General features: G+C 48.5%; 22 protein-coding genes. 8 read left to right on the forward strand and 14 right to left on the reverse strand.

Annotated elements, in window-relative coordinates:
• Positions 1-67: 67 nt before the first annotated feature.
• The 9 genes from fliY to aroQ are packed head-to-tail and all read right to left on the reverse strand — an operon-like array spanning position 68 to position 7,389.
• Complete coding sequence (gene fliY / locus WS_RS07710; protein WP_011139452.1) at positions 68-937, reverse strand: flagellar motor switch protein FliY; 870 nt, start codon at positions 935-937, stop codon at positions 68-70.
• Positions 934-1,998, reverse strand: a complete 1,065-nt coding sequence (gene fliM, locus WS_RS07715) for a flagellar motor switch protein FliM (RefSeq protein ID WP_011139453.1) — start codon at positions 1,996-1,998, stop codon at positions 934-936. Before fliM ends, fliY begins: the two co-directional genes overlap by 4 nt.
• Complete coding sequence (locus WS_RS07720; protein WP_041571866.1) at positions 1,991-2,695, reverse strand: RNA polymerase sigma factor FliA; 705 nt, start codon at positions 2,693-2,695, stop codon at positions 1,991-1,993. The genes fliM and WS_RS07720 overlap by 8 nt, the downstream gene beginning before the upstream one ends.
• 3 nt (positions 2,696-2,698) lie before the next feature.
• Positions 2,699-3,052 (reverse strand): hypothetical protein, encoded by a 354-nt coding sequence (locus WS_RS07725; RefSeq protein ID WP_011139455.1) that lies wholly within the window; start codon positions 3,050-3,052, stop codon positions 2,699-2,701.
• A 45-nt stretch (positions 3,053-3,097) separates the two neighbouring features.
• Positions 3,098-3,967, reverse strand: a complete 870-nt coding sequence (locus tag WS_RS07730; protein WP_011139456.1) for a MinD/ParA family protein — start codon at positions 3,965-3,967, stop codon at positions 3,098-3,100.
• The gene (gene flhF, locus WS_RS07735; protein ID WP_011139457.1) at positions 3,964-5,367 is read right to left on the reverse strand and encodes a flagellar biosynthesis protein FlhF; all 1,404 of its coding nucleotides are present in this window, start codon (positions 5,365-5,367) and stop codon (positions 3,964-3,966) included. The genes WS_RS07730 and flhF overlap by 4 nt, the downstream gene beginning before the upstream one ends.
• A 14-nt stretch (positions 5,368-5,381) precedes the next feature.
• Positions 5,382-5,867 (reverse strand): 2-amino-4-hydroxy-6-hydroxymethyldihydropteridine diphosphokinase, encoded by a 486-nt coding sequence (gene folK / locus WS_RS07740; RefSeq protein ID WP_011139458.1) that lies wholly within the window; start codon positions 5,865-5,867, stop codon positions 5,382-5,384.
• A complete protein-coding gene (locus WS_RS07745) occupies positions 5,864-6,886 on the reverse strand; it encodes a M24 family metallopeptidase (protein WP_011139459.1) in 1,023 nt (340 codons plus the stop codon). The genes folK and WS_RS07745 overlap by 4 nt, the downstream gene beginning before the upstream one ends.
• Before the next feature lie 2 nt (positions 6,887-6,888).
• The gene (gene aroQ, locus WS_RS07750; protein ID WP_011139460.1) at positions 6,889-7,389 is read right to left on the reverse strand and encodes a type II 3-dehydroquinate dehydratase; all 501 of its coding nucleotides are present in this window, start codon (positions 7,387-7,389) and stop codon (positions 6,889-6,891) included.
• 99 nt (positions 7,390-7,488) lie between these two features.
• Here aroQ and purT point away from each other — a divergent pair, with 99 nt between their 5' ends.
• On the forward strand, positions 7,489-8,652 hold the full coding sequence (purT, locus tag WS_RS07755) for a formate-dependent phosphoribosylglycinamide formyltransferase (RefSeq protein ID WP_011139461.1): 1,164 nt from the start codon (positions 7,489-7,491) through the stop codon (positions 8,650-8,652).
• On the opposite strand, the gene WS_RS07760 is transcribed toward purT, so the two are convergent.
• On the reverse strand, positions 8,642-9,880 hold the full coding sequence (locus WS_RS07760; protein ID WP_011139462.1) for a BaiN/RdsA family NAD(P)/FAD-dependent oxidoreductase: 1,239 nt from the start codon (positions 9,878-9,880) through the stop codon (positions 8,642-8,644). The two genes, purT and WS_RS07760, sit on opposite strands and share 11 nt — an antisense overlap.
• Before the next feature lie 73 nt (positions 9,881-9,953).
• On the opposite strand from WS_RS07760, the gene ybaK reads away from it, so the two are divergent.
• Entirely contained in the window at positions 9,954-10,421 is a 468-nt protein-coding gene (ybaK, locus tag WS_RS07765) for a Cys-tRNA(Pro) deacylase (protein ID WP_011139463.1), read from the forward strand.
• A 274-nt stretch (positions 10,422-10,695) separates the two neighbouring features.
• Entirely contained in the window at positions 10,696-13,917 is a 3,222-nt protein-coding gene (locus WS_RS11165; protein ID WP_011139464.1) for an N-6 DNA methylase, read from the forward strand.
• Positions 13,918-13,919: 2 nt separating this feature from the next.
• Here WS_RS11165 and WS_RS07775 read toward each other — a convergent pair whose 3' ends face one another.
• Positions 13,920-15,947, reverse strand: a complete 2,028-nt coding sequence (locus tag WS_RS07775; protein ID WP_011139465.1) for an ATP-dependent helicase — start codon at positions 15,945-15,947, stop codon at positions 13,920-13,922.
• Between the two features lie 8 nt (positions 15,948-15,955).
• The gene (gene fliW / locus WS_RS07780) at positions 15,956-16,342 is read right to left on the reverse strand and encodes a flagellar assembly protein FliW (RefSeq protein ID WP_011139466.1); all 387 of its coding nucleotides are present in this window, start codon (positions 16,340-16,342) and stop codon (positions 15,956-15,958) included.
• 148 nt (positions 16,343-16,490) lie between these two features.
• Between fliW and WS_RS07785 the strand changes: the two genes are divergently transcribed.
• From WS_RS07785 to WS_RS07795, 3 genes are read left to right on the forward strand one after another with little or no spacing between them, the layout of a single operon-like run.
• Positions 16,491-19,118, forward strand: a complete 2,628-nt coding sequence (locus WS_RS07785; protein WP_041571867.1) for a valine--tRNA ligase — start codon at positions 16,491-16,493, stop codon at positions 19,116-19,118.
• Positions 19,119-19,121: 3 nt separating this feature from the next.
• Complete coding sequence (gene upp, locus WS_RS07790) at positions 19,122-19,748, forward strand: uracil phosphoribosyltransferase (protein ID WP_011139468.1); 627 nt, start codon at positions 19,122-19,124, stop codon at positions 19,746-19,748.
• 15 nt (positions 19,749-19,763) lie between these two features.
• A complete protein-coding gene (locus WS_RS07795; protein ID WP_011139469.1) occupies positions 19,764-20,342 on the forward strand; it encodes a hypothetical protein in 579 nt (192 codons plus the stop codon).
• 11 nt (positions 20,343-20,353) lie between these two features.
• Here WS_RS07795 and lepA read toward each other — a convergent pair whose 3' ends face one another.
• The gene (gene lepA, locus WS_RS07800) at positions 20,354-22,144 is read right to left on the reverse strand and encodes a translation elongation factor 4 (protein ID WP_011139470.1); all 1,791 of its coding nucleotides are present in this window, start codon (positions 22,142-22,144) and stop codon (positions 20,354-20,356) included.
• 105 nt (positions 22,145-22,249) lie between these two features.
• Here lepA and WS_RS07805 point away from each other — a divergent pair, with 105 nt between their 5' ends.
• Together WS_RS07805 and queC are read left to right on the forward strand one after the other, a co-directional pair.
• Entirely contained in the window at positions 22,250-22,831 is a 582-nt protein-coding gene (locus WS_RS07805; protein ID WP_011139471.1) for a 7-carboxy-7-deazaguanine synthase QueE, read from the forward strand.
• On the forward strand, positions 22,828-23,529 hold the full coding sequence (gene queC / locus WS_RS07810; RefSeq protein WP_011139472.1) for a 7-cyano-7-deazaguanine synthase QueC: 702 nt from the start codon (positions 22,828-22,830) through the stop codon (positions 23,527-23,529). Before WS_RS07805 ends, queC begins: the two co-directional genes overlap by 4 nt.
• Here queC and WS_RS07815 read toward each other — a convergent pair.
• Positions 23,514-24,056, reverse strand: coding sequence for a 6-carboxytetrahydropterin synthase (locus WS_RS07815; protein ID WP_011139473.1), 543 nt, complete (start codon positions 24,054-24,056; stop codon positions 23,514-23,516). The two genes, queC and WS_RS07815, sit on opposite strands and share 16 nt — an antisense overlap.
• Between the last annotated feature and the right edge of the window lie 9 nt (positions 24,057-24,065).

Below are 24,065 nucleotides of genomic sequence, written 5' to 3' on the forward strand. Positions count from 1 at the left end.
TTTTTGGCGGATTCTACCCTAGGAAAGTTTAATCTAATCTATACTAAATCTAGCAAATTAATAGACATTATCCTCGGAGCTGTTCAAGACGCTCTCGTTTGGTGCCGATCTCGGTGATCTGGATTCCGAAGTTTCCATCCACGATCACCACCTCACCCTTGGCGATCACCTTATCATCCACTAGAATCTCTAAAGGGTCATTGGCAAGCTGATTGAGCTCCACCACGCTTCCAATATCCATTGAAATGACATCTTTAAGGAGCATCTTCTTCTGTCCGATTCGCACCTTCACTTGGAGCTTGACATCCAAAAGCATCCCGATATTTTTCATCTCAGGCTCGCTGAGATTTACATTGGGTGCACCGCTATAACTCCCGCCAAATGAACTTCCACTCTCGCTATACGAGGACGCAGAGGCGCTAGGAGCACTCTTTGGCTCAAAAATCTTCACAAACGAAGAATCGACTGCCAAGTAGAGCTCAGAGCGAATCGTGTTGAGCGAAAAAGAGAAGGTGAAGATTTTTTCAAAAGAGGAGAGGTCGATACTCCCCCCTTGAACAAAGTCCGCCTTTTCAGGAGCGAAATTGAGCTTAGGGAGCTCTTTTTGCGCACTCAGGGCGGTGGAGATGGCTCCAAAGATATTGGAGGCGATCTCTTTAGTCGCGTCCACATCATCCTCGCTCATCTCCTCGCGACTCTCCCCCTCGCCCCCAAGCATCAAATCTGCAAGCGCCGTTCCAAGCGCAGGCGGCACAAGAAAGGCGATCTTTCCGCTTCCCTCGCCTGTGGTGTTAAGGTAGATAAGCGCCATGGGAGCTTGGATGTTTTTTGTCGCCACCCCTCCCTCGTCCAAATAGGAGACATCAGGCGTATGCCCTGTCAGCCCCTCGATGGTGGCTATGGTCTCTTGCGTGATATGCTTGATAAACTCTTTCATTCGCCCTCTTCTCCCTTAACATCACTCGCTCGGCTCTTTCTTTGGGCTTCGAGCATTTCAAGAATCTCTTTGACCTGATCTTTTTCGGTTTTAATGACCTCTTTGATTTTAACGGTTTTGCGGTAGCGTTGCAAGCCGATAGTAGCGATATATTTCTCGCGTCCATCCACATTAACAATGACCGTATCATCAGCGGGTCGATCCAGCCTCACGATATCTCCCACGCCAAGCTCCAAGACCTCTTTAAGATCAAGGCTTGTTCCGCCAAGCACTGCAGAAATATTGACCGCCGCACCCCCAAGCAAAGCCTGAAGCTCTCGATTTCGGCTCTTTTTAGAGCTAGTCTCTGAGAGCATCAAATCACGGCTTGCCAGTCGGGAGAGCACCGATTCTAGAGAGATGACTGGATAGCAGAGGTTCATCATGCCACTAGAGTGTCCGATGATGATCTCCATCACCACCATAATGACAATCTCATTTTGCGCTACGATCTGAACGACGTTTGGACTTGATTCTTTGGCGTCCACCGAGGGGAAAATCTCTGCCACAGGCGCCCACGCCTCTTTGAGATTCTGCATCATTTGGCGCAAAATAGTGTCTAAAAGATTGAGCTCAATATCACTGAACTCCCGTGTCGCCTCATAGGGATCGCCCTTGCCACCCAGGAGACGATCAATCATTGGAAAAGCGATAGAGGGGTTGATCTCCAAGACTCCCGTCCCATCCAAAGGCTTCATCGAAAAGACGTTGAAGCTCGTGGGCGAGGGGAGTGACATCAAAAACTCTCCATAAGTCATCTGATCTACTGAGTGAAGCTGAATCTCTACAATAGAACGCATAATGGCAGAGATTTGGCTACTCAGGTTCCTCGCCATTTTGTCATGAATCCCCCTAAAGGCTCTGAGTTGCTCCTTGCTAACGCGATTGGGGCGCTTGAAGTCATAGAGGGTGACTTGCTTTTGGCTGAGGATATCATGCTTCTCTAAAACCTCAGTATCACCATCATCATCGACCACTTCAAGCAGTGCATCAATCTCTTCTTGGCTTAGAATATCAGCCATGGGCCCCTCCTAACCTCTCGCGGATTTTTTTGATCACCTCTTTGTGGATTTGAGAGATTCGCGATTCAGTGATCTCTAGCACCTCGCTAATCTCCTTCAAATTGAGCTCCTCAAAGTAGTAGAGCTGGATGATGAGCTGCTCGCGCTCACTCAGCGATTCCAGTATCTCGCTGATGATTCCCACCAGCTCCTCTTGCTCGATTCTCCCCTCGGTCGCCTCCTCGTGGAGTGCGCTCAGCTGATCTTCAATCGGCATGAGAACATAGATATCCGAGGCGATTTTAGCCTCTCTGATCTTTTTGATATCCTCGCCCAAAACCTCTGCAAGATACTCATCGCTTGGCTCGCTTGAGTGTTCGTTCATGTAGTGGGAAATCTCAACATCAATCTGCTTGATGAGCTTTCGATTCCCTCGGCTCACCACATCCAGACTCCTCAAATAATCAAGCATCGCCCCTTGCACCCGCGTTTTAGCAAATCCCCAAAAGGAGTCATTGAGCGCCTCGTTATAGCGCCTAGAGAGCTTGATGAGCTCCTCCGCTCCAATGGAGACGAGGTCGGCCGTATCTATCGAGCTTGGCAGTCGCTCTTTGAGCCGATAGGCCATCGCCTTGACCGCTGGGAGATAGGAGACCGCCAGCTCATCTTGGCTGTATTTAAGATGTTGCGAATACCCCTGCCCCTCTTTTGGTGACATCACTTACGCCTTTTTGGGTTTTCCTGAAGTGGCCTCAGCTTCCTCATCATTCGCTCCGAGTTCCATTGAGCGAATGAACTCTCTTACTTTATCGACCACTTTCTCTCGTTTGTCAAATTCGTGGACGAAGTACTCTAGCGTCGAATCGTGGCGCTTTTTATTGAGTCGTTTGCTATTGTAGTCAAAAAAGAGCATGAAAAACGAAGCGGAGAGCAGGACGAGAAGATAGAGCCCCACTGTGACAAAAAAAGTCCAAATCACGATCATTTCAGGTGCGTCAAACTTCAAAATCGCCAGCACAAGACCGAGGAAGAATCCATTCACGATCGCAAAACTGATATAGTTGTCCAGTTTCATCCAGCCAAGCTCCTTCTATAAACCATACCCCAAAACCGCTTGATCCTAGAAGTGCCCCAAAATCCTTTTGAAGAATCTTCCAAAGCGTTTGTCTTCATTCACAAGCACTTTACGTTCCACCTTGTTAGCCACGCTTCTAGCGATATTTTGAAGCTCCAAGGAGGCAGGGGCGTTGGGTTGCTCCTTGGCAAAAATAGTGCGAGTCTTAGTCGCCCTAGCCACGGCGCCATCTTGCTCTAACTTGCCCAAAAGCTCAAGCCTAAGGCCATTTCCGATGTTTTGGTCGGCGACCTTTTTAATCTTTTCGAAGATTCCGCTCGCCTCTTTCTCGTTTTTGACCATATTCATAAGCATGAAGATTCGCTTCTTTTGACGTGCCGTCACCTTGATGGTGGCGTAGGCATCCGTGATGGCAGCGGGGTCAGGGACGGTCACCACGATCACCTCATCACTGCTATTGAGAAAGGCTTGGATATGCTCTCCAATGCCCGCACCCGTATCCACCACCACAAAATCAAGCGAATCAAGAAGCGCTGTCTCCTCCATGAATCGCTCAAACATCAACTCACCTGAGTATTTCAAAATCTCCGCCCCGCTCTCACCAGGGATGAGATAGAGCCCCTCTTCGATGGCGATAATGATCTCTTCTAGCTTGCACTCCCCTTTGAGGACATGAAGGAGATTCTTATCGCTCTTGACCCCAAACATCACATCCAAGTTGGCTAGACCGATATCCGCGTCCAAAATCCCCACGCGAAAGCCCAGGCTCCAGAGGGTGTAGGCAAGATTGGCGCTAATAGTGCTTTTGCCCACGCCTCCCTTGCCGCTTGTGATGGCGAGAAATTTGGTGTTGGAATTTTTAGGAGTCTCCTTCTCCTTCATGAGCTCCTCAAGCTTTTGAGCTTGATTCTTCATCGATCCACCTTTTTAAAGCCATCCAGCAGACAATCGACCAAATATTCACTCGTTCCCACGATCAGATCCGTGGGCACCTCTTGCCCGATGGAGAGGTAGCTCACAGGTTTTTTGGTCTCGTGGATAAGGGAAAAGACATTTCCAAAACCGCGTGTCTCATCGAGCTTGGTGAGGATGAGCGTGTCCACATTAAGCACGGAGAAGGTGTGGTAAATGTCTCTTAAATCCTCGTATTTGGTGGTGGAAGAGACCACCAAACTCACATCAATACTACAGTGCGGATCGCTATTGACATAGCTTCGGAGCATATCGATCTTTTGCTTGTCGTGTTGAGAGCTTCCCACCGTGTCGATGAGGATATAATCGCAATATTTAAGCGAATTGATCGCTCCCACGAATTCTGTCGGATCAACCACCGTATCGATGCTCAGCTTCATCTTTTTAGCATAAAACATGAGCTGGTCAACCGCGCCGATTCGATAGGTGTCCAGCGTAATGATTCCCACTTTGTAGTTTTTGCTCATCATGCGCGAATAGCGGGCAGCAAGTTTGGCAAGCGTGGTGGTTTTGCCCACGCCCGTAGGACCTACGAGCATCACGATCTTGCGCGCGCCGCTCTCTAGATTCTCTTGGCGGCAATAGACCATCTTGCGGAGCACCTCGCGAAAGTAGCGTTTGATGAGAATCGAGTTTTCCCTCATCTTCACAGGCATGAGCTCCAGCGTGAGCTGCATGATCTTATCGAGATGATCACGATGCATCCCGCTGCTCTTGGCGATTCGGTAGATTTCGGCAAACTCGTGAGGGATGATGAGCCCCTCACGCTTAGGCCCCTTCTCCTCCCAAAACATATTCTGAATGAGCTTGATTTTGTCGTTGAGTTTGTCAATCTCGCTCTTGATGAGCTTGAGCTCCTTCACATCTTCCCTAGAGGCACTCTCCATCACGCGAGGATGCGAAGAAGCGCTACTGGAGGGAGAGGACGCAGCAGGAGTGGCTTCATGCATGACCCGCGGAGGCTCTTTTTTTGGAGGTTGCGCGGTGGAGACATTGGCGATCTTGGAGATTTGACGCACCGCATCAGAGAGCTGGAGGGAGACGTCATCAAGCTTCCCTTGGGGGGCTTGAAGAAGCGTTTTTCGCCGTTCGCGCTCTTTTTGAGCGATCTCTTCGAGTCGCTCCGCCACTTTGTTGCTTTTTTGAGAGAGGCTCTCCTCCTCTTTTTTGAGCTGCACCTTCTCCTCATCCACAGCAATGACAATCTCATAGAGGGCTGGCTGCGTCAAGGAGCGCTTGCGAATCTCCTTGGTGCTCACCACCAAAGCCTCCTCGCCATGCTTCTGCTGTGCGACTCTCAGTGCCTCCGCCGGCGTTTCGCCGTTGTAGGTAAATAGTTTCATCCGCCCTCTTTGTTTTAAGAATCTAACATCAATGGAATCAACACAAAATCCCGCTCCGCCCAACAAGGATGGGGAATCGTGAGGCTTGGAGTTTTTATCTTCATCCCATCAAAGAAGAGAATGTCGATATCAAGACTCCTCGGAGCGTTTTTAAACGCTCGCTTCCTAGGCCGTCCAAAGCGCCTCTCTAGATAGCTTGTATAGGCGAAAAACTCCCCATAACCCCCACTCCACCCAAGCCTCATGGTTGCATTGTAAAAAGGGGCTTGCTCTGTGTACCCAAACGCTGGGTTGTAATAGAGCGGCGATGTTGAAATTATATCCACTCTTTTGGCTTTTTGAAGCGCCCTAAAGAGCCCCTGCAAAGAGCGCGGAACCTCACCTAGATTCCCGCCGACTCCAATCACGACCTCATAGCGCTTTGAAGAGGGACGAAAGGGGGAAGGGAAAAACTTATCATAGCATAAAGCCCGATTCTCACCCAAAGGCGCGATGATCATAACACCCGAGCCTTGCCCTCTCTCATCACTACGAGATCTTCGATTCTCACGCCATAATGATGGGGGATATAGATGCCAGGCTCCACAGAGAAGACCATCCCCTCCTCAATCACCGTCTCGCTCCTTTTGGAGATGATGGGCAACTCATGAATATCTAGTCCGATTCCATGTCCCGTAGAGTGGACAAAGTAGCTCCCATAACCTGCCTCCTCAATCACGCCTCTTGCAAGAGCGTCAATCTCTTTGGCTTTCATCCCGACTCTAGCGTGTTTGATGGCGTGTTCTTGGGCTTTGAGCACCGTGTCATAAATCTTTTGGAGGGTTGAGTCCTTGAAGTGCTGAGTCTTATCAAAGCTCATTGCCTCTCCCACGCAGGCCGTGCGAGTGCGATCAGAGCAGTAGCGCTCAAACTTCACTCCTGCATCAAAGAGGATCAAATCTCCCTCTTTGAGTCGATCGCTCGTGGGAAGCGCGTGGGGCTTGGCGGCGTTGCCATTGATTCCTACGATGGGGTTGAAGCTGAGCTCATACTTTCCCTTCTTTTCCAAGAATCGCCGTGCCTCAAAATGGAGTCTGGATTCGGTTTTTCCCTCGCCCTTTTCACTCAAATAGCGTGCAAATCGCTCATAGGCTTTGACATTGAGCCTTTGGCTTTGGGCTATTAGCTCCACTTCGTAGGGAGTTTTAATGATGCGACGCTTTTGGTGAAAATGGGGCACTGGAGTGAAGCGGGTCTTAAGCCCTCGACTCAAATCGTTAAAGAATCCAACGCTTAGCTCCAAAGGATTGTAGATCATCCGCCTAGGAGAGAGTCGTTTGAGCATGGCTCTAGCGGATTTCACTAGGTCGCTACTCTCGATCACTTCAGCGTTTTGGATGACCCCTTTGGCCTCCAGGCTATAGCGTCCATCGGTGAAAAAATAGCGCTCCTCCCCCAAGCGGAGAAGAATCGCATTGTCACAACTATACCCGCACTCATGGTAGAGCGCATTCTCATCTCTTGTGAGATAGAACTCCATGATTAGGATTCCTTAGCACCCTCTTGGGCTTGAGCTTGCGCTTTGGCTTGTGCCTCTTTGAGCGCACCAAGTTCGCTAAGAATCTGATGCATCGCGATCATCGCCATGTGATAGCCAAAAGGTCCAAAGCCCGCAATCACGCCTGCCGCAACTTCAGCCGTGAGGCTATGTCGGCGAAACTCTTCTCTGGCATGAATATTGGTGATGTGCACTTCAAGCGTGGGCAGAGAGACAGCTGAGATGGCATCACGGATGGCGATAGAGGTGTGAGAGTAGGCGGCAGGATTGATGATGATCCCATCGGCATCACCTAGGCACTCTTGGATCTTATCCACAATCTCACCCTCAAGGTTGCTTTGAAAAAACTCCACCTCCATACCGTTTTGATCGGCAAAGGTTTTCATATTTTGATGAATCTGCTCTAGCTTCATAGGGCCATAGAGGCGTTGCTCTCTAATACCGAGCATATTGAGATTGGGACCTTGGATGACGACAACTTTCATACGATTCCTTCTTTTTTTAAATGTGAGATTAATGAGGTGGATTATACACAAAGAAGGTTATAATATTTTGAGAATAATCCCCATGGATAAAGGATTCCTATGAAGTTCCCCTCTCCTTTTACACCCAATAGCATCAAAATCATGCTCCTTGGCAGTGGCGAGCTAGGCAAAGAGGTCATCATTGAGGCCCAGCGACTAGGTCTTGAAACCATCGCGGTGGATAAGTATGAAAATGCTCCCGCACACGGCGTAGCCCACCGCTCTTATGTGGTCAATATGCAGGATAAAGAGGCGCTCCTAGATCTCATCCAAAAAGAGAATCCCACCTACATCCTCCCTGAAGTAGAGGCGATCAGCCTTGAGGCGCTACTGGAGGCGGAAGAGAAGGGGTTTTGCGTGATTCCAAGCGCCAAGGCTGTCAGCCTCACGATGAATCGCAAAGGAATCCGCACCTTTGCCGCCGAGGAAGTGGGAGTCAAAACCAGCCAGTATCGATTCGTCAAAACGCTCGATGAGTTACGTTCGGCTGCAGAGGAGATCGGCTATCCTTGCGTGATCAAACCTGTCATGAGCAGCTCAGGACATGGGCAGAGCGTCTGCCGTATGGCTGAAGAGATTGAGGCGTGCTTTGAGGAAGCCAAAGAGGCTAGAGGCGATAGCAGCGAGCTCATCGTGGAGGAGTTCATTCCTTTTGATTACGAGATCACCCTCCTCACCCTCAACAATGGCAAAAAAATCACCTTCTGCGACCCCATCGGGCACATCCAAAAGGGGGGTGACTACATCTTCTCATGGCAACCCGCCCAGATGAAAAAAAGTGTCCTCAAAAAAGCTCAAAAAATCGCCCGCGATGTCGTCTCCGCCCTTGGAGGAAGAGGCATCTTTGGCGTAGAGCTCTTCATCAAGAAAAATGAGGTCTATTTCAGTGAAGTAAGCCCAAGACCGCATGACACAGGCATGGTGACACTGATCACGCAAAATTTCAGCGAATTCGCCCTCCACCTAAGAGCCGTACTTGGCGCGCCCCTCCATGTAGAGCGCATCAGTGCGGGTGCAAGTGCGGCTTTTAAATCCTCCCAAGAATCACAAACCCCTAGCGTAACCCTCCCCAAAGAGGCCTACGCCAAAGATTGTGATTTTCGCGTTTTTGGAAAGCCCGTAAGCCATGAGGGGAGGCGCATGGCCGTCTTGCTCATCAAAGATGAGGAGGCCGAATCGGCGCTCAAACGAGCCAAGAAGCTCATCAAAAAGGTCAGCGAGTGAGGAGACTCCTCGCGGCCAAATAGGCGCTCGCCCACGCAAAAGCGAGGTTATAGCCTCCCCTTTTTCCTACAATATCGAGCATCTCCCCGATGATGTAGAGCCCTTTTACTCTCTTTGATTCCATCGTATGAGGGTCGATCTCACTCGTCCTCACCCCTCCTCCGCTCACCTCGGCATGCTTGAATCCATGCGTCTTGGTGATGGGAAACCTCCATGATTTCATTCGCCCCAGAATCGATTCAATCTCCTTGGGGGCTAGCCCTTTTAGGGAAAGCGAGGGGTCGATTCTCAAGCTTTTGAGAATCGCTTGAGCGATTTTGGGCGAGATGAATCCTCCCAAAATAGAGAGAATCGAGCGATTAGGTGAGCTTTGGCGTAGATTTTGAAGCGATTCTTGGAGTGCTTTTTGGGTGAAGATAGGAGCGATGTCCAGCTCAATCTCCGCCTTTTGACCCAACAGAAGTGCCAAGGAGGCGGCTTGGGAGAGGTCAAGAATCGCGAAGCCTGAAATCCCATAAGAGGTGAACAAAAGATCGCCCTCCTCCTCTTGGACTGGCTTGCCCAAAACCCAAAGCCGTGCCCTTCCTTCGCATTTCACCCCTGCTAGACGCGAAAGCAGAGGGGAATCAAGATGCAACTGCACAAGCGAAGGGTAGAGCGGAGCGATCGTGTGCCCCAGACTTTGGGCTATAGAGTAACCCTTCTCTCCTCCTCCTAGCTGAGGAGCGGCATTTGAGCCTGTCGCAAGAATCACTGCCTCATACCCACCCAAGCGCTCTCCTGAGGAAAGCTCCAGCTCAAAAGCCCCCTTAACACGCCTTAGTCCCCCCACCAAAGAATCAAGATGCACCTTCACGCCTCTCTCCCTTGCGCTCTCTTCAAGTGCATAGAGCACGGACTTGGCCTCGTTGGAGGCAGGATAGCAGCGTCCAACTTCTCGCACGCTCAGATAGAGGCCGATAGAGCGACAAAACGCCTCAAATTCGGGGAATCCAAACCTCTCTAGCGCCTCTTTGGCAAAGGAGGGGGATTCACCAAAGTAGTCTCGCTCGCTCGCGCTCACATGGGTGATATTGCACCGTCCATTGCCCGTAGCAAGGAGCTTTTTGCCAACGCTGGAGTTCTGCTCAAAGATCTCCACGCTCTTTGACTCGCCAAGCCAAAGACTCGCCAAGAGCCCCCCTGCTCCCCCACCAACGATGGCAATCTTGGCTCGTGATGGCTTCATAGCACACTCCTTGGGCGATTTTTGAGAGGGATTGTAGCATAATGGCGGGAGAGAAAAAGAGGAGAGAATCCCAATGAGCCAAAAGACTAACGCCGCGCGAATCCTCGATAAAAAGGGAATCGCTTACGAGATTATCGATTATGAAGTGGACGAAGAGGATTTGAGCGCCGTGCATGTAGCGCAGACGCTAGGGATGGATGAGGAGGAGATATACAAGACGCTTGTCTGCGTGAGTGAGACGGGCGAATATCTCGTGATCTGCCTCCCTGCCCCTGCCACGCTTGATCTCAAAGCGCTCGCTAGGAATGCACAATGCAAGCGATGCGAGCTCATTCCGACCAAAGAGCTGCTCAAAGTGACGGGCTATATCCGTGGGGGATGCTCTCCACTAGGGATGAAAAAGCACTATCGCACCTTTATCGATTCTCGCGCTAGGGAGCGGGAGTGCGTATGTGTGAGCGCTGGGATGCGAGGCAAACAGATACGCCTAGCGCCAGAGAAACTTAAAGAGGCATGCGAAGCAGAGTGGGTGGATCTCTAGCGCACCCCCAAAAAAAATCATATAAGCTCAAAGTACTAATGGTTATAATACCAGCCAAGCTGGCACTTCAAAAGATTTAACAACAAACAACTAGGGGTTTTATAATGACAATATCCGATATTCTTAGAGATTCAGACTATAGTTTAGATTTATTAGAAAAACATATCGATGACTTGACAATCTTCCAAAAAGAGCAAAAGAGCGGTTTAACCCCCCCCCCTATACGGTTTGCAAAGTCCGCAAAAAAGAGATAAAACTTACTCCCGAAGAGGTAGTGAGACAACTCTATCTCATCAAACTACACAAAGAGTATGGCTACCCCTATGAACGGATGCAATTAGAATTTGCCGTCCATTTCGGACGAGAGGTAAAAAGAGCCGACATCGTGATAATGGACAAAATCCAGCCGACCGTCCCCTATATTATCATCGAAGTCAAAAAGCCCAAACTCAAAGACGGCAAAGACCAACTCAAAAGCTATTGCAACTCTACGGGTGCGACGATGGCGATTTGGACAAACGGCAAAGAGATAGTTTATTACCACCGCAAAGACCCGAATTATTTTGAGCCGATTCCCAATATCCCCTCGCAAAATCAAAGTCTCAAAGATATTTTGACCGAGCGGGTAAGCATAGACGACCTCATAAAAATAGACATCCTCAAAACCCAACGCCGAAGCTTGAAAAATATCATCCTCGATATGGAGGACGAAGTTTTGGCAAATGCGGGAGTGGATGTTTTTGAAGAGGTTTTCAAGCTTGTTTTTATCAAGCTTTTTGATGAACTCCAAAACACGAGAAAACTATCCACCCATTTAGAGTTTAGAAACTACGGAGAATCAGATAGCGAACTCAAAGTAAAAATAGAGGAGATTTTCGCCAAAGCCAAAAAACAATGGGGCGGAATCTTTAACGATGACGAAAAGATACGCCTTACCCCCTCGCATCTCTCCGTTTGCGTCTCCTCCTTACAAGATGTCAAGCTGTTTAATTCAAACCTCGATGTCATAGATGATGCCTTTGAATACCTCGTAAACAAAACAAGCAAAGGAGAAAAAGGTCAATACTTTACCCCTCGCTATGTGATAGATATGTGTGTAAAGATGCTCAACCCCCAAGAAGAGGAGACGATGATAGATACCGCAAGCGGTAGTTGTGGATTTCCTATCCATACCGTTTTTGAGGTGTGGAGAAAAATCTACAAAGATTTAGGGATAGAAGAATCGCACCTCTTCACGGCGGAGAAAAAGCACGAGCGGGCTTTAGAGTATGTACGGGAGAAGGTTTTCGGGATAGATTTCGACGATAAGAGCGTACGAGTGAGCCGTATGTTAAACATCATCGCAGGAGACGGACATACCAATGTACTCAATCTCAACTCCCTTGATTTTAGCAGATGGGAAGAGACGACCAAAGATGAGAGTTGGCAAGATATATATTTTGATGGGTGGCGAAGGCTCAAAAAACTACGGAGCGACAAAAACAGCGACAAAGCCTATGAGTTTGATATAGTGATGGCAAATCCTCCTTTTGCAGGGGATATAAAAGAGAGCCGCATCCTCCACCAATACGAACTAGGCAAAAACGCAAGCGGTAAATTTCAAACCAAAGTCGGGCGAGATATTTTATTTATCGAGCGAAACTTGGAGATGCTAAAAAGTGGCGGACGGATGGCGGTAGTCTTACCGCAGGGGAGATTTAACAACTCTAGCGATAAATATATAAGAGACTTCATCGCCTCCAAGTGTAGAATCTTAGCCGTCGTAGGGCTACACGGCAATGTATTCAAGCCACATACGGGGACGAAAACAAGCGTCCTTTTCGTACAAAAGTGGGATGCTATATTGTGCCCCAAAAAAGAGGACTATCCGATATTTTTTGCCACGATGCAAAAGAGCAGTAAAGACAACAGCGGCGATAAAATCTATGTCAAAAATAGTGATGGTTCAAATAGGCTGGATTCCCACGACCATCTTATCGTGGAGCACGACCTATACAATCACGACGGTATCACCCAAGACGGCATCGCCGAAGCCTTTTTGGAATTTGCAAAAAAAGAGGGGCTTAGTTTTGCATCGGGAAAGTGTGAAAGCCCATTTGATGAAGCGAAATATAGAGCTTTGTTGGATGGGCTGGAAGCGGTAGAAATAAAACTTAGTGAAGTTTTGGAAGACAATGATAGATTTAGAATAAATAGTGAATTTTTTAGAAAAAAATATATTATTGTTAAAAATAAACTTGAGAGCTTAGATTCAAATCATCTATTCGATTATTATTCATTCAATGCTAGGTATGGACAACCCATATATGATGAAAATTCTACGCTTAAAGTATTGAATAGTCAGTATGTTAGAGATTATTTTTTAGACTATGAAAGCGCAAAAACAGGCTACGGAGAGATAGTGCCAAAAGAGGCTGTTTTGATAAATGCAACTGGAATCGGAACGCTAGGTAGGGTTAATATTAATTATCTAAATGATAGTTTTTCGGTTGATAACCATGTAAATGTCATTATCGCAAAAAATATAAACCCTTATTATTTAACGATTTTTTTAAAATCATATTACGGGCAGTCTCAAATTAATAGATATTATAGTGGCAGTTCTGGGCAAATAGAAATATATGCAAAAGATTTTAATAATTTTTTAGTTCCAATTTTTTCAAATAACTTTCAATCGGGCATAGAATTATTGGTTAAATCTTCCTACCAAAAACTATTAGAGAGTAAATCCCTCTACAAAGAATCCGAAGAGCTACTTTTGCAAGAGCTTGATTTGCTGGACTTTAAACCAAGTGATGAAAATATCGCCGTGAAATCATTTCAAGAGAGTTTTGGAAATAGCGGACGACTTGATAGTGAATATTATCAGCCAAAATATGATGAACTTTTGAAACACATCAAAAAAACAAAATTTGACAGACTTGGCAATATAGTAAAAATCAAAAAATCTATCGAACCCGGAAGCGAAGCTTATCAAAACGAGGGGATACCGTTTGTAAGAGTTGCAAATGTTACAAAATTTGGTATCACGGATACGGATATTTATCTAACTAAAGATATGTTTAGTGAAAAGGATTTGAAACAGCTCCACCCGACAAAAGAGACGATTTTGCTATCAAAAGACGGCACGGTGGGCATCGCATACAAAATCAAAAATGAGACCGATATTATAACTTCGGGTGCATTATTGCATTTGACAATCAAAAGAGATGATGTATTTTCTGAATATTTGACTTTAGTTTTAAATAGTTTGGTAGTGCAGTTACAAGCCCAAAGAGACGCTGGAGGCTCTATAATACAGCATTGGAAACCTTCTGAAATCGAAGAGATTCTAATCCCAATAATCGACCAATCCATCCAAGCTCAAATCGAAGAAAAAATCAAAAAATCGTTTGAGTTGAAAGAGGAATCAAAAAGGCTTTTGGATTTGGCAAAAAGGGCGGTGGAAACGGCTATTGAGGAGAGCGAAGAGAGGGCTTTGGAGATGCTGAGATAAAACTACTCCGCCTTCACTAGCCCCGCTTCAAGAAGAAATTGAGAGGGGGCGTAGGTGAGATTCTTGATCGCATCACTTTTAGCGTAGGAGAGATAGAGGAGCTCCTTGGCTCGCGTCACAGCGACATAAAAGAGCCGTCGCTCCTCTTCGATATTGCCATTTTGCGCCATGAGCTTCCGATTAGGGAATCGCCCATCCATGAGATCGATGATATAGACCTCCTCATACTCCAATCCCTTGGCTCCATGCACGGAGAGGAGATTGACCCCCTCCCCTTCGCTCATTTCGCCACTTCCTAGAATCATTGCATTGAGGAATCGCCCAAGACTTTCATAATGCCCCGAGAGATCTCTTAGGAGGCGCACTTTACGCTCGATTCGCTCAAGCGCCTCTTTGTAGCGATCCTCATGGATGGAGCCGTCTTTTTGAGTGGCTCGCTCCTTGGCTAGATTTCTAGCGATTCCTTGATAGAGTTCGGATGAGAAGATTTTCACGATCAATGCACTGGGATTGGATAGCGCTCTAAAGGCTTTGATTCCTTGATAGAATCGATACAAAAACTCCGCCCCCTCTTTGGTGAGCTTGGGATGTTTGAGGATTCCATTCCCAAGGAATCGCTCCTCAAACCCCAAATCTTTAAACCGCGAAACACTCCCTAGCTCAAAAAAATCATCAAAAAGCCCCATTTGCGTGTTTTTCGCTCGCCTTTTATAGGGCTCTTTGACCTCTAGATCGGGATGGAGAAGCCCTGTGATCGCATTGCCCTTGCCAAGCTCTGTGAGCGCCTCATAGATATCCTTGGCAATAGCACTCCCAATTCCCTTGCCATAACTTAATACATGAATGAAGGCCATCATATCCTTGGGATTATGGAGGAGCGAAGCGATATCAAGCATAAGCGCAATCTCTTTGGAATCAAAAAAGCTCACCCCTCCTTTGCGCTTGCTAGGGATACCAAGCTCTCTGAGACTCGCCTCAATCCCATCGGCACTCGAGTTATTGCGAAAGATCACGGCAATTTGCGCGTGAGGCTTGGTCGATTCTCTGATGCGTCTAGCAATCGCTTGGTATTGCAAAAAAAGCTCATCATAGACAAGCAGCCTAGGAGGCGGAGCGGCGACCTTTTGCTTCACCACCTCAAGGCGCTTAGGATAGATTCGCTCATTCTTCTCAATGACGCTATTAGCCAGTGCGAGGATAGGGGCAGTGGAGCGATAATTTTTGGTGAGCGTGAAGATTCGTGCATCCTCAAAGGATTTTTCAAAAGAGGCGATGATCGAGATATCCGCTCCATTAAAGGCATAGATGCTTTGGTCATAATCTCCCACGCAAAAGAGAGAAGGAGGATTGATCGCCTGAAGGATAGAATATTGGAGAGGATTGGTGTCTTGATACTCATCCACCAACACCTCTTTAAAAGGCGATTCTTCCTTGCTCATCTCCTCGCGGTAGAGCAGCAATAGATCGTTGTAGTCCACATAGCCATACTCTTTTTTGAGCGCACTAAACTCTCCCCACGCATCCTCATAGATATCAAGATAGAGCGCCTGATCGGCTTGGCGCTTCTTCATCCATTCGATAAATGGCTCGCTCGTGCTGTTTTGATAGAGCGAATAGAGATCATAGAGATAGTTAGCCGTGTAGGGAGGCTGGGAAGAGCGCTGGACAAAGACGCGGCGCTCGTAGATACTCTTAAAGAGTGTTTTGAGCTCTCTAGGCTGCTTGAGTGACACGGCAAACTTCTCTTTGAGGTAGCGATAAGCGACCGCATGAAAAGTTCCCGCCTCAACCGCCTTAGCCTTGCTCTCGCCAAAAAGAGCGGCGAGGCGCGAAATCATCTCATTGGCCGCTTTATTAGTGAAGGTGAGCAGAAGAATCTCTTGGGGTGTGATTCCCTGATGCATGAGATGGGCAATGCGCCCCACAATGGTTGAGGTCTTGCCGGTGCCAGCGGATGCGATGATTAGATTGTGACCTAGGGGAGCGGAGCTAGCCGCTTGCTGCTCCGCATTGAGAGAGGAGAGAGGCAAAAGAAGGGTTACTCCTTCACATAGTTTTTGATCTTGTCCGCCACGCTAAAGTCGGGATAGTCCTTGATCGAGAGAGCGATTTGAGCCGCCGTCTGGTTGTCATCATTAAAAATAAGAGGCGCAAGGAAATTGACTCTAGATTCATCGATGGGATTTTGGATCACCACCGTGCAAAAAACGCGAACTTTGCTTTGTGCATTTATATCCAAAAGAGCCTGAATGTACGCAGGAATATCAAAGGAATACTCTCTGAGCGCATAGGGGTTAGCAAGCGTGATCTCAATGGAGGGGTTATTGATTGCTTTAATCTTGGCAAACATCTCATCCACTTCAACTAGATCAAATTCCTTGATCTCTTCAAAACCTAAGAGGGGAGATTTCAATTCATACACCACGGGAACTCCTTTTTTTAGGGTGGGGGAGAAACTTCAAGAACCTAAGCCTTATTGAGGCTTGAAGATGATTCCGCTATAATCCGCACGATTTTTGAAGTCTATACAGACTCCAAGCAAAAGCCATACCAACACCAAGGAAACCCCCGTTATGAGCCAAGAGGAAACCAAAGGCTACAACCCACGAGAGATAGAAGAATCATACTACAAAATCTGGGAAACCCGAGGCTATTTTGAGGTCGAGGGGAATGCTCAAATCCAAAAGCCCAATCAAAACTTTGCCGTCATGCTCCCTCCGCCCAATGTCACAGGAAGCCTGCACATCGGACATGCGCTCAACCACACTCTCATTGACATTATGACACGCTACAAGCGAATGGATGGTTACAAAACCCTCTGGCAGCCCGGCACCGACCATGCAGGAATCGCCACCCAAAATGTCGTGGAGAAGCGCCTGCTTTCCAAGGGAATCAAAAAAGAGGAGCTGGGGCGCGAGGCGTTCCTTGAAAAAGTGTGGGAATGGAGAGAGGAGAGTGGCGGAACGATTCTCTCTCAAATGCGCAAACTCGGCACCTCCCCAGCGTGGAGCCGCACCCGATTCACCATGGACGAGGGGCTTAAAAACAGTGTCGCGCGAGCCTTTGTGAAGCTCTATGAGGAGGGCTACATCATCCGAGGCAACTACATGGTCAATTGGTGCACTCATGATGGGGCGCTAAGCGACATTGAGGTGGAGTATGACGCCAACAAAGGCAAGCTCTACCATCTGCGCTATTTTTTCAAAGATTCTAGCGACTATATTGTGGTCGCGACCACGCGCCCTGAGACCTTTTTTGGTGACACGGCGGTTATGGTGCACCCCGAAGATGAGCGCTACGCCCATCTCATCGGCCAAACCCTGGTGCTTCCCTTGATTGGTCGCGAGATTCAGATCATCGCCGATTCCTATGTCGATAGGGAGTTTGGGACGGGGATGGTCAAGGTCACGCCTGCCCATGATCCCAACGACTACGAAGTGGGCAAGCGCCATGATCTTGAGTTCATTACCGTCTTTGATAAAGAGGGATACCTCAACCATCACGCGGGCGAATTTGAAGGGCTAGAGCGCCTTGAAGCACGCGAGGCCATCGTGGCCAAACTCCAAGAAAAAGGCTATATCGAAAAAATCGAGGAGCATGAGAATCAAGTGGGCAAGTGCTACCGCTGCGGCAATGTAGTCGAGCCCTACATCTCCAAGCAGTGGTTTGTTAAAAAAGAGGTCGCCCAAAAAGCCATTGAGCGAATCAATAGCGGAGAGGCGGCGTTCTATCCTGCCCAATGGAAAAACAACTACAACGCCTGGATGAAAGAGCTAAGAGATTGGTGCATCAGCCGTCAGCTCTGGTGGGGACATCAGATTCCCGTCTACTACTGCGACTGCGGGCATGAGTGGGCGAGCGAGACGACCCCTAGCCACTGCCCCAAGTGCCAAGGATCTCAGTTCCATCAAGACCCCGATGTGCTAGACACTTGGTTCAGCTCTGCGCTTTGGCCTTTTAGCACCCTAGGATGGGGCAATGGTGAGGCGGGCAAAGGGAGCTGGTGGAGAGAAGAGGATCTCCAAGAGTTCTATCCCAACTCTCTCCTAATCACAGGCTTTGATATTCTCTTTTTCTGGGTGGCACGAATGCTCATGATGGGTGAACACTTCCTTGACAACCTCCCCTTTAAAGACATCTACCTCCACGCCTTGGTGCGAGATGAGAAGGGACAAAAGATGAGCAAGAGCAAAGGCAATGTCATCGATCCCTTGGAACTTATCGAAAAATATGGTTGCGATTCGACTCGATTCACCCTAGCGATTCTCTGCGCTCAAGGAAGAGATGTGCGGCTTAGCTCTCAGCAGCTAGAGATCAGCAAAAACTTCACCAACAAGCTCTACAACGCGGCCAACTTTCTCTTGCTCAACGCCTCTAGCTTTAAGACGCTTGATGAAATCACCCCCCAAACCCCTCTAGGTCGCTACATGGCCTCACGCTTTAGCCTCTGCGTGGAGGAGCTAAGAGGAGCGCTGGATGGCTATCGATTCAATGATGGTGCGACCGTGCTTTATCGATTCCTCTGGGGTGAATTCTGCGATTGGGGAATTGAGCTCAGCAAAGCCAACAAAGAGGCTATCAATGAGCTTGGAGCCATCTTCAGAGAGGCGATGAAACTGCTTCATCCCTATATGCCTTTCATCAGCGAACACCTCTACCAAAAGCTTGGAGGAGCCAGACTTGAAGAATCGACCTCCATCATGATCCTCCCCTATCCTAAGGCAAATTGGAGAGAGGAGAAGATCGAGATGACCTTTGAGGTGATCATGGATGCCATCATCTCCACTAGACGCCTCAAAGCCACCCTTGAGCTTGCCAACCAAAAAATCCCCGTGGTCTTTATCAAGGCGCCCCAAGGAATGGATGAATCACTCATTAACACCTTTATCCCGCGGCTTGCCAAAGTGGATTCGATTGAGCTTTTGAGCGAAAAACCCGCGGCTTGTGTCGTGGATGTCGGCGAGAAGTGCGAGATCTATCTCTCTACAGCCCAGCTTGATCTTAGCCCCATTATTTCGCGCCTAGAGAAGCAACAAGAGAAACTTCAAAAAGAGGTGGATAAACTCCTAGGTATGTTAAATAATGAAAAGTTTGTCGCCAATGCCCCTCAAAATGTCCTAGAGCAGAATCGTGTAGCCCTCAAAGAGGCTCAAACCAAGCTCGATAAAGTCAAAGTCGAGCTTCAAGGAATCAAAGGTTAATCCATGGCTGTTATCGAAGTCAAACATCCGCTCATTGAGCATAAAATCACCAATATTCGCGATGTCAACACGGACACCAAGAGCTTTAAAGAGAATCTCGCGGAGATCTCCTCTCTGATTCTCTATGAGGCGACCAAGCAATTGGAACTTCAAGAGGTGGAGGTGGAGACCCCTTTGACCAAAACCAAAGCCTACCGCTTAAGCGATAGCTCGCTTGCGGTTGTGCCCATCTTGAGGGCAGGACTTGGGATGGTGGATGGCGTCATGAGTCTCATCCCCAATGCTCGAATCGGCCACATTGGAGTCTATCGCGACGAAGAGACGCTAGAGCCCAAACACTACTACTGCAAACTTCCCGAGGATATCGCTAAACGAAGCGTCTTTTTGGTCGATCCAATGCTCGCCACGGGTGGCTCAGCCATCTATGCCATCGATTATCTCAAAAGCCAAGGCGTCCCCAAAGTGACCTTCCTCTGCATCCTCGCTGCTCCTGAAGGAATCAAGGCCGTCACCACCGCGCATCCTGATGTGGATATATTTATCGCTAAAATTGATGAGCGCCTCACCGAACATGGCTATATCTTCCCTGGTTTGGGCGATGCAGGCGATAGAGTTTTTGGAACCAAGTAAAAAAAGGAGTCACCCATGAAAAATCTCATCCTAGTTGCAAGTTTCGCTTCACTTTGGTTGCTTGGCGGTTGCGCCAACAAAGTCGAGCACGCCTATGTTGATCTATACAAGACTTGCTATCAAAAAGAGTATCAACTCAGTATTGGTGATATTCGAAGCGATGGCACCAACGAGCTTGATATCAGCTCCAATGATGTTCGTGATGCTCTATTGCAAGCCCTAAGAGATAGCAACTGCTTTGAGCTCTCCAGCAGCGGTTCAGGCTATGGCGCAGGGTATAGCACTGATCTGCTCTACACCTCTAGAATCATCAAAGAGAAGTTTGATAAAAACATTGTCACTTCCGAAGAGAAGACCTTCTTAATCGTGGAAACCGTCATCACAATGCAAAATTTCAACGAGACCAAGACCTATCGAGGAAAGAGTCAGTTTGAGATGAAGAACACGAAGATTTTAGGAATCGGGAATGAGACCCAAGTGAACTATAGCGACAAGATTCGCTCTATTCAGACCGCCGTGAGAAGCGCGGTCAAAGAGGCGGCTGAAGATCTGCGCACCTCTAGACGCACTGCGCCTAGAGGCACAGGCTTTTAATCCTTCTTAGATCAGTCGATCTTAAGCACCGCAAGGAAGGCTTCTTGCGGGAGCTCCACTCGACCAATCGCCTTCATCCGCTTCTTGCCCTCTTTCTGTTTTTCCAGGAGCTTTCGCTTTCGCGTGATGTCTCCCCCATAACATTTGGCGGTAACATTCTTGCCCATCGACTTGACCGTTTCACGCGCAATGATCTTGTTGCCCACACTCGCTTGAATCGCCACCTCAAAAAGTTGCCTTGGGACGATCTCTTTCATCGCTTCAACCAGCTCTTTACCCCGCTCGTATGACTTCTCTTTAGGCACGATAATGGAGAGTGCATCCACGATTTCACCCGCCACGCGGATATCCAGCTTCGCCAAGTCGCCCTCTCGATATTCGATAGGCTCATAATCAAAGCTTGCATAGCCCTTGGTGCCTGATTTGAGCTTGTCGTAGAAGTCCATGACGATCTCATTGGTGGGAATGGCATAGACAAGCATCACTCGCGTCTCGTTGATATATTCCATCTTCTCCTGCACTCCTCGGCGCCGGCTCACCATCGTGATCACATTTCCAAGATATTCGCTAGGCACGATGATGGTCGCGCGGACATAGGGCTCTTCCATCTTGGCAATCTTCTGCTCAGGCGGAAGCTCGCTTGGATTTTGCACGCTCACCTCGCTGCCATCTGTAAGTGTGAGATGGTAGATAACCGTGGGTGCGGTAGCGATGAGATCAAGATCAAATTCTCGCTCCAAGCGCTCCTTGATCACCTCCATATGAAGCATCCCCAAGAATCCTACACGGAATCCAAATCCAAGCGCTACAGAGGTCTCAGGCTCATACTGGATCGAAGAATCGTTGAGTTTAAGCTTGTTGAGCGCATCCCTTAGCTCCTCAAATCGATCGGTGTCAATGGGATAGAGCCCCGCAAAGACAAAAGGCTTGGCGGGCTGAAATCCATCAATCGCCTCTTTAGTCGGATTCTTTGCATCCGTCATGGTGTCACCCACGGCGATATCCGTCACATTTTTCAATCCCAAGACGACGATTCCAATCTCGCCCGTCTTGATCTCTTGGGTCTTTTGGGGGGCAAGAGGATGGGGATACATAAGGTTGAGCACTTCATGTTTTTTGCCCGTGCTCATCACAAGGATGTTTTGCCCCACCTTAATGCTTCCATCCACCACGCGCACAAGCGCCAAAGCCCCCAAATAGTTGTCAAACCAAGAATCATAGATGAGCGCTTTAGTCGAAGCACTCTCTTGACCATTGGGCGCAGGAATACGGCGGATGATCTCATCCAAAAGCTCTTTGATTCCAAGCCCTGATTTCGCACTCACATGAAGCGCTCCACTGCAATCCAATCCAATAGTCTGTTCGATCTCCTGCTTCACTCGCAAAGGATCAGCCGCGGGAAGATCGATCTTGTTGATGACAGGGAGAATCTCCAGCTCATTATCCAGTGCAATATAGACATTGGCGATCGTCTGCGCCTCCACTCCTTGGCTGGCATCCACAACCAAAAGCGCTCCCTCGCAAGAGGCAAGCGAGCGGCTCACCTCATAACTAAAATCAACATGCCCAGGGGTGTCGATGAGATTGAGGATATAATCCTCCCCTTCGTAGCGATAGCTAAGCCTCACGCTTTGCGCTTTGATGGTGATTCCTCGCTCCTTTTCGATGTCCATCGTGTCCATGAGCTGAGCCTTCATGTCGCGTGCCTCGACCGCGCCACACTCTTGGATGAGACGGTCAGCGAGCGTGCTTTTGCCGTGGTCGATATGGGCGATGATAGAGAAGTTTCGGATGTTTTTCATGCGCCAAAGGTGCCTTTTTTGTTTGATTTTAGGTGGGCGATTCTATCCTAGAAGCCCTTTAAAGCTCCAAAAATGTTATGATTCCGCTTAAAAAAGCAGAAGTTCATGTATCCCGTCACCGAAATTTTCTACTCCATTCAAGGTGAAGGCCACCACTCTGGCAAAGCGGCCCTCTTTGTTCGTCTGCATGGATGCAATCTCGCCTGCGATTTTTGCGATGAGCCCTCCCACACCCAAGGCGAATATGAGAACCAGAGCCAAGAGGCGATTTTAGAGCAACTTCGCGCCTACCCCGCGCACTTTGTCGTCATCACAGGGGGCGAGCCCACTCTTTTTGATCTCAATCCGCTCATCAAGTTTCTCCAAAAAGAGGGCTACTTTGTCGCCATCGAGACCAATGGATATAATTTGGCACACATCCAAGCGGCTGATTGGATCACCTACAGCCCCAAAAATTGGAATACCCTCGCCAAAGAGGGGTATGATGAGCTGAAATTCATCATCCACCACGCCTCAGACATCACTCCGCTATTAGCCCTGTTCCAAGAAAAACCCCTCTACCTCCAGCCTCAAAGCGATGGCTCTGCCCTCAATGCCGCCAATGTCGCTAGATGCGTGGAGCTCATCCTAGAACACCCAGAGTGGCGACTCAGCCTCCAAACCCACAAAATATTGGAGATTCCATGACCTCTTTGACTCCTTCAGCCCTCTCTTCATCCCATGCTCTCGTGGTCTTTAGCGGAGGACAAGATAGCACCACCTGCCTTGGCTGGGCGATTAAACACTTCAAAAGCGTGGAGGCGATCACCTTTGATTATGGACAGCGCCACCGCATCGAGATCGAGCAGTCGCGCCTCATCGCCCAAAAGCTTGGAATCAAGCAGTTCATCCTAGAGTTTGACCTCTTTAGTAAGCTTGGCGATTCGGCTCTTCTTGAGACAAGCAGCGATCTTAAAGCGAGCCCTCATCGCACCAAACCCCATCTCCCCGCCTCATTTGTCCCCAATCGCAATGCCCTCTTTTTCACCCTTGCTCACGCCTATGCCCAAAGAGAGGGATTGACCCACATTATCACAGGAATCAGCGAAGCGGACTACTCAGGTTATCCTGATTGCCGCGAAGAGTTTATCACCCACCTAGAGCGCACGCTCAATCTAGGGAGCGATTCTTCGATCCTTTTTGCCTATCCCCTGCTTCATCGAAACAAGGCGCAAACCTTTGCGCTGGCTAAAGAGTGCGGGGTGTTAGATCTCGTCCTCGAAGAATCGCACACTTGCTACAATGGGGATCGAAGCCATCGCTATGAGTGGGGGTATGGGTGCAAAGAGTGCCCCGCGTGCGGACTCAGAGAGAAGGGGTGGAGAGAGTATCAGGCCTCATTATAGACCCTCGCACGACTTTTGGGGGTCTCTAGAAACTCCACGCTAGAGACTTTCACGCCCAAGGGTTGGATGCGCGAGCGTAGAAGCTCTAAAAGCCACGAGGCGATCGATTCGCTAGTAGGGACGAATCTCACCACTACAAAGCTCTCATAAAGCTCTAAGATAGGGCTTGATTCTCCTTTGATTCGCTCAAAATCAACGCGCGCATAGCCCTCTTCCATCCACACAAGGGCGCTCTTATCGGCAAAATGGGGCAACAGCGTGGGAAAGAGCGGATCGTCAATATCAATGATGAATCGGTGATCCAAGACCTCATCAATGAAGCGCTTGAACCAATTCAGGTGAGCAAAATCCGTCACCATGCCCCTCTGAAGCTCTCTGCTCTCTAGATGGACAATCACCTTGCCCTGATGCCCATGCAGATGGCGACAAGAGAGACAAGGATCAAGCGAGAAGTCAGGATTGAGCTCCTGCGACCAAACACGATGCCCGTAACAAAAATCAAACTCTTTAGCAATTTGGTAAATCATAGGTCAAAC

It is taken from the genome of Wolinella succinogenes DSM 1740, assembly GCF_000196135.1.
In the GTDB taxonomy this organism is placed as follows: domain Bacteria; phylum Campylobacterota; class Campylobacteria; order Campylobacterales; family Helicobacteraceae; genus Wolinella; species Wolinella succinogenes.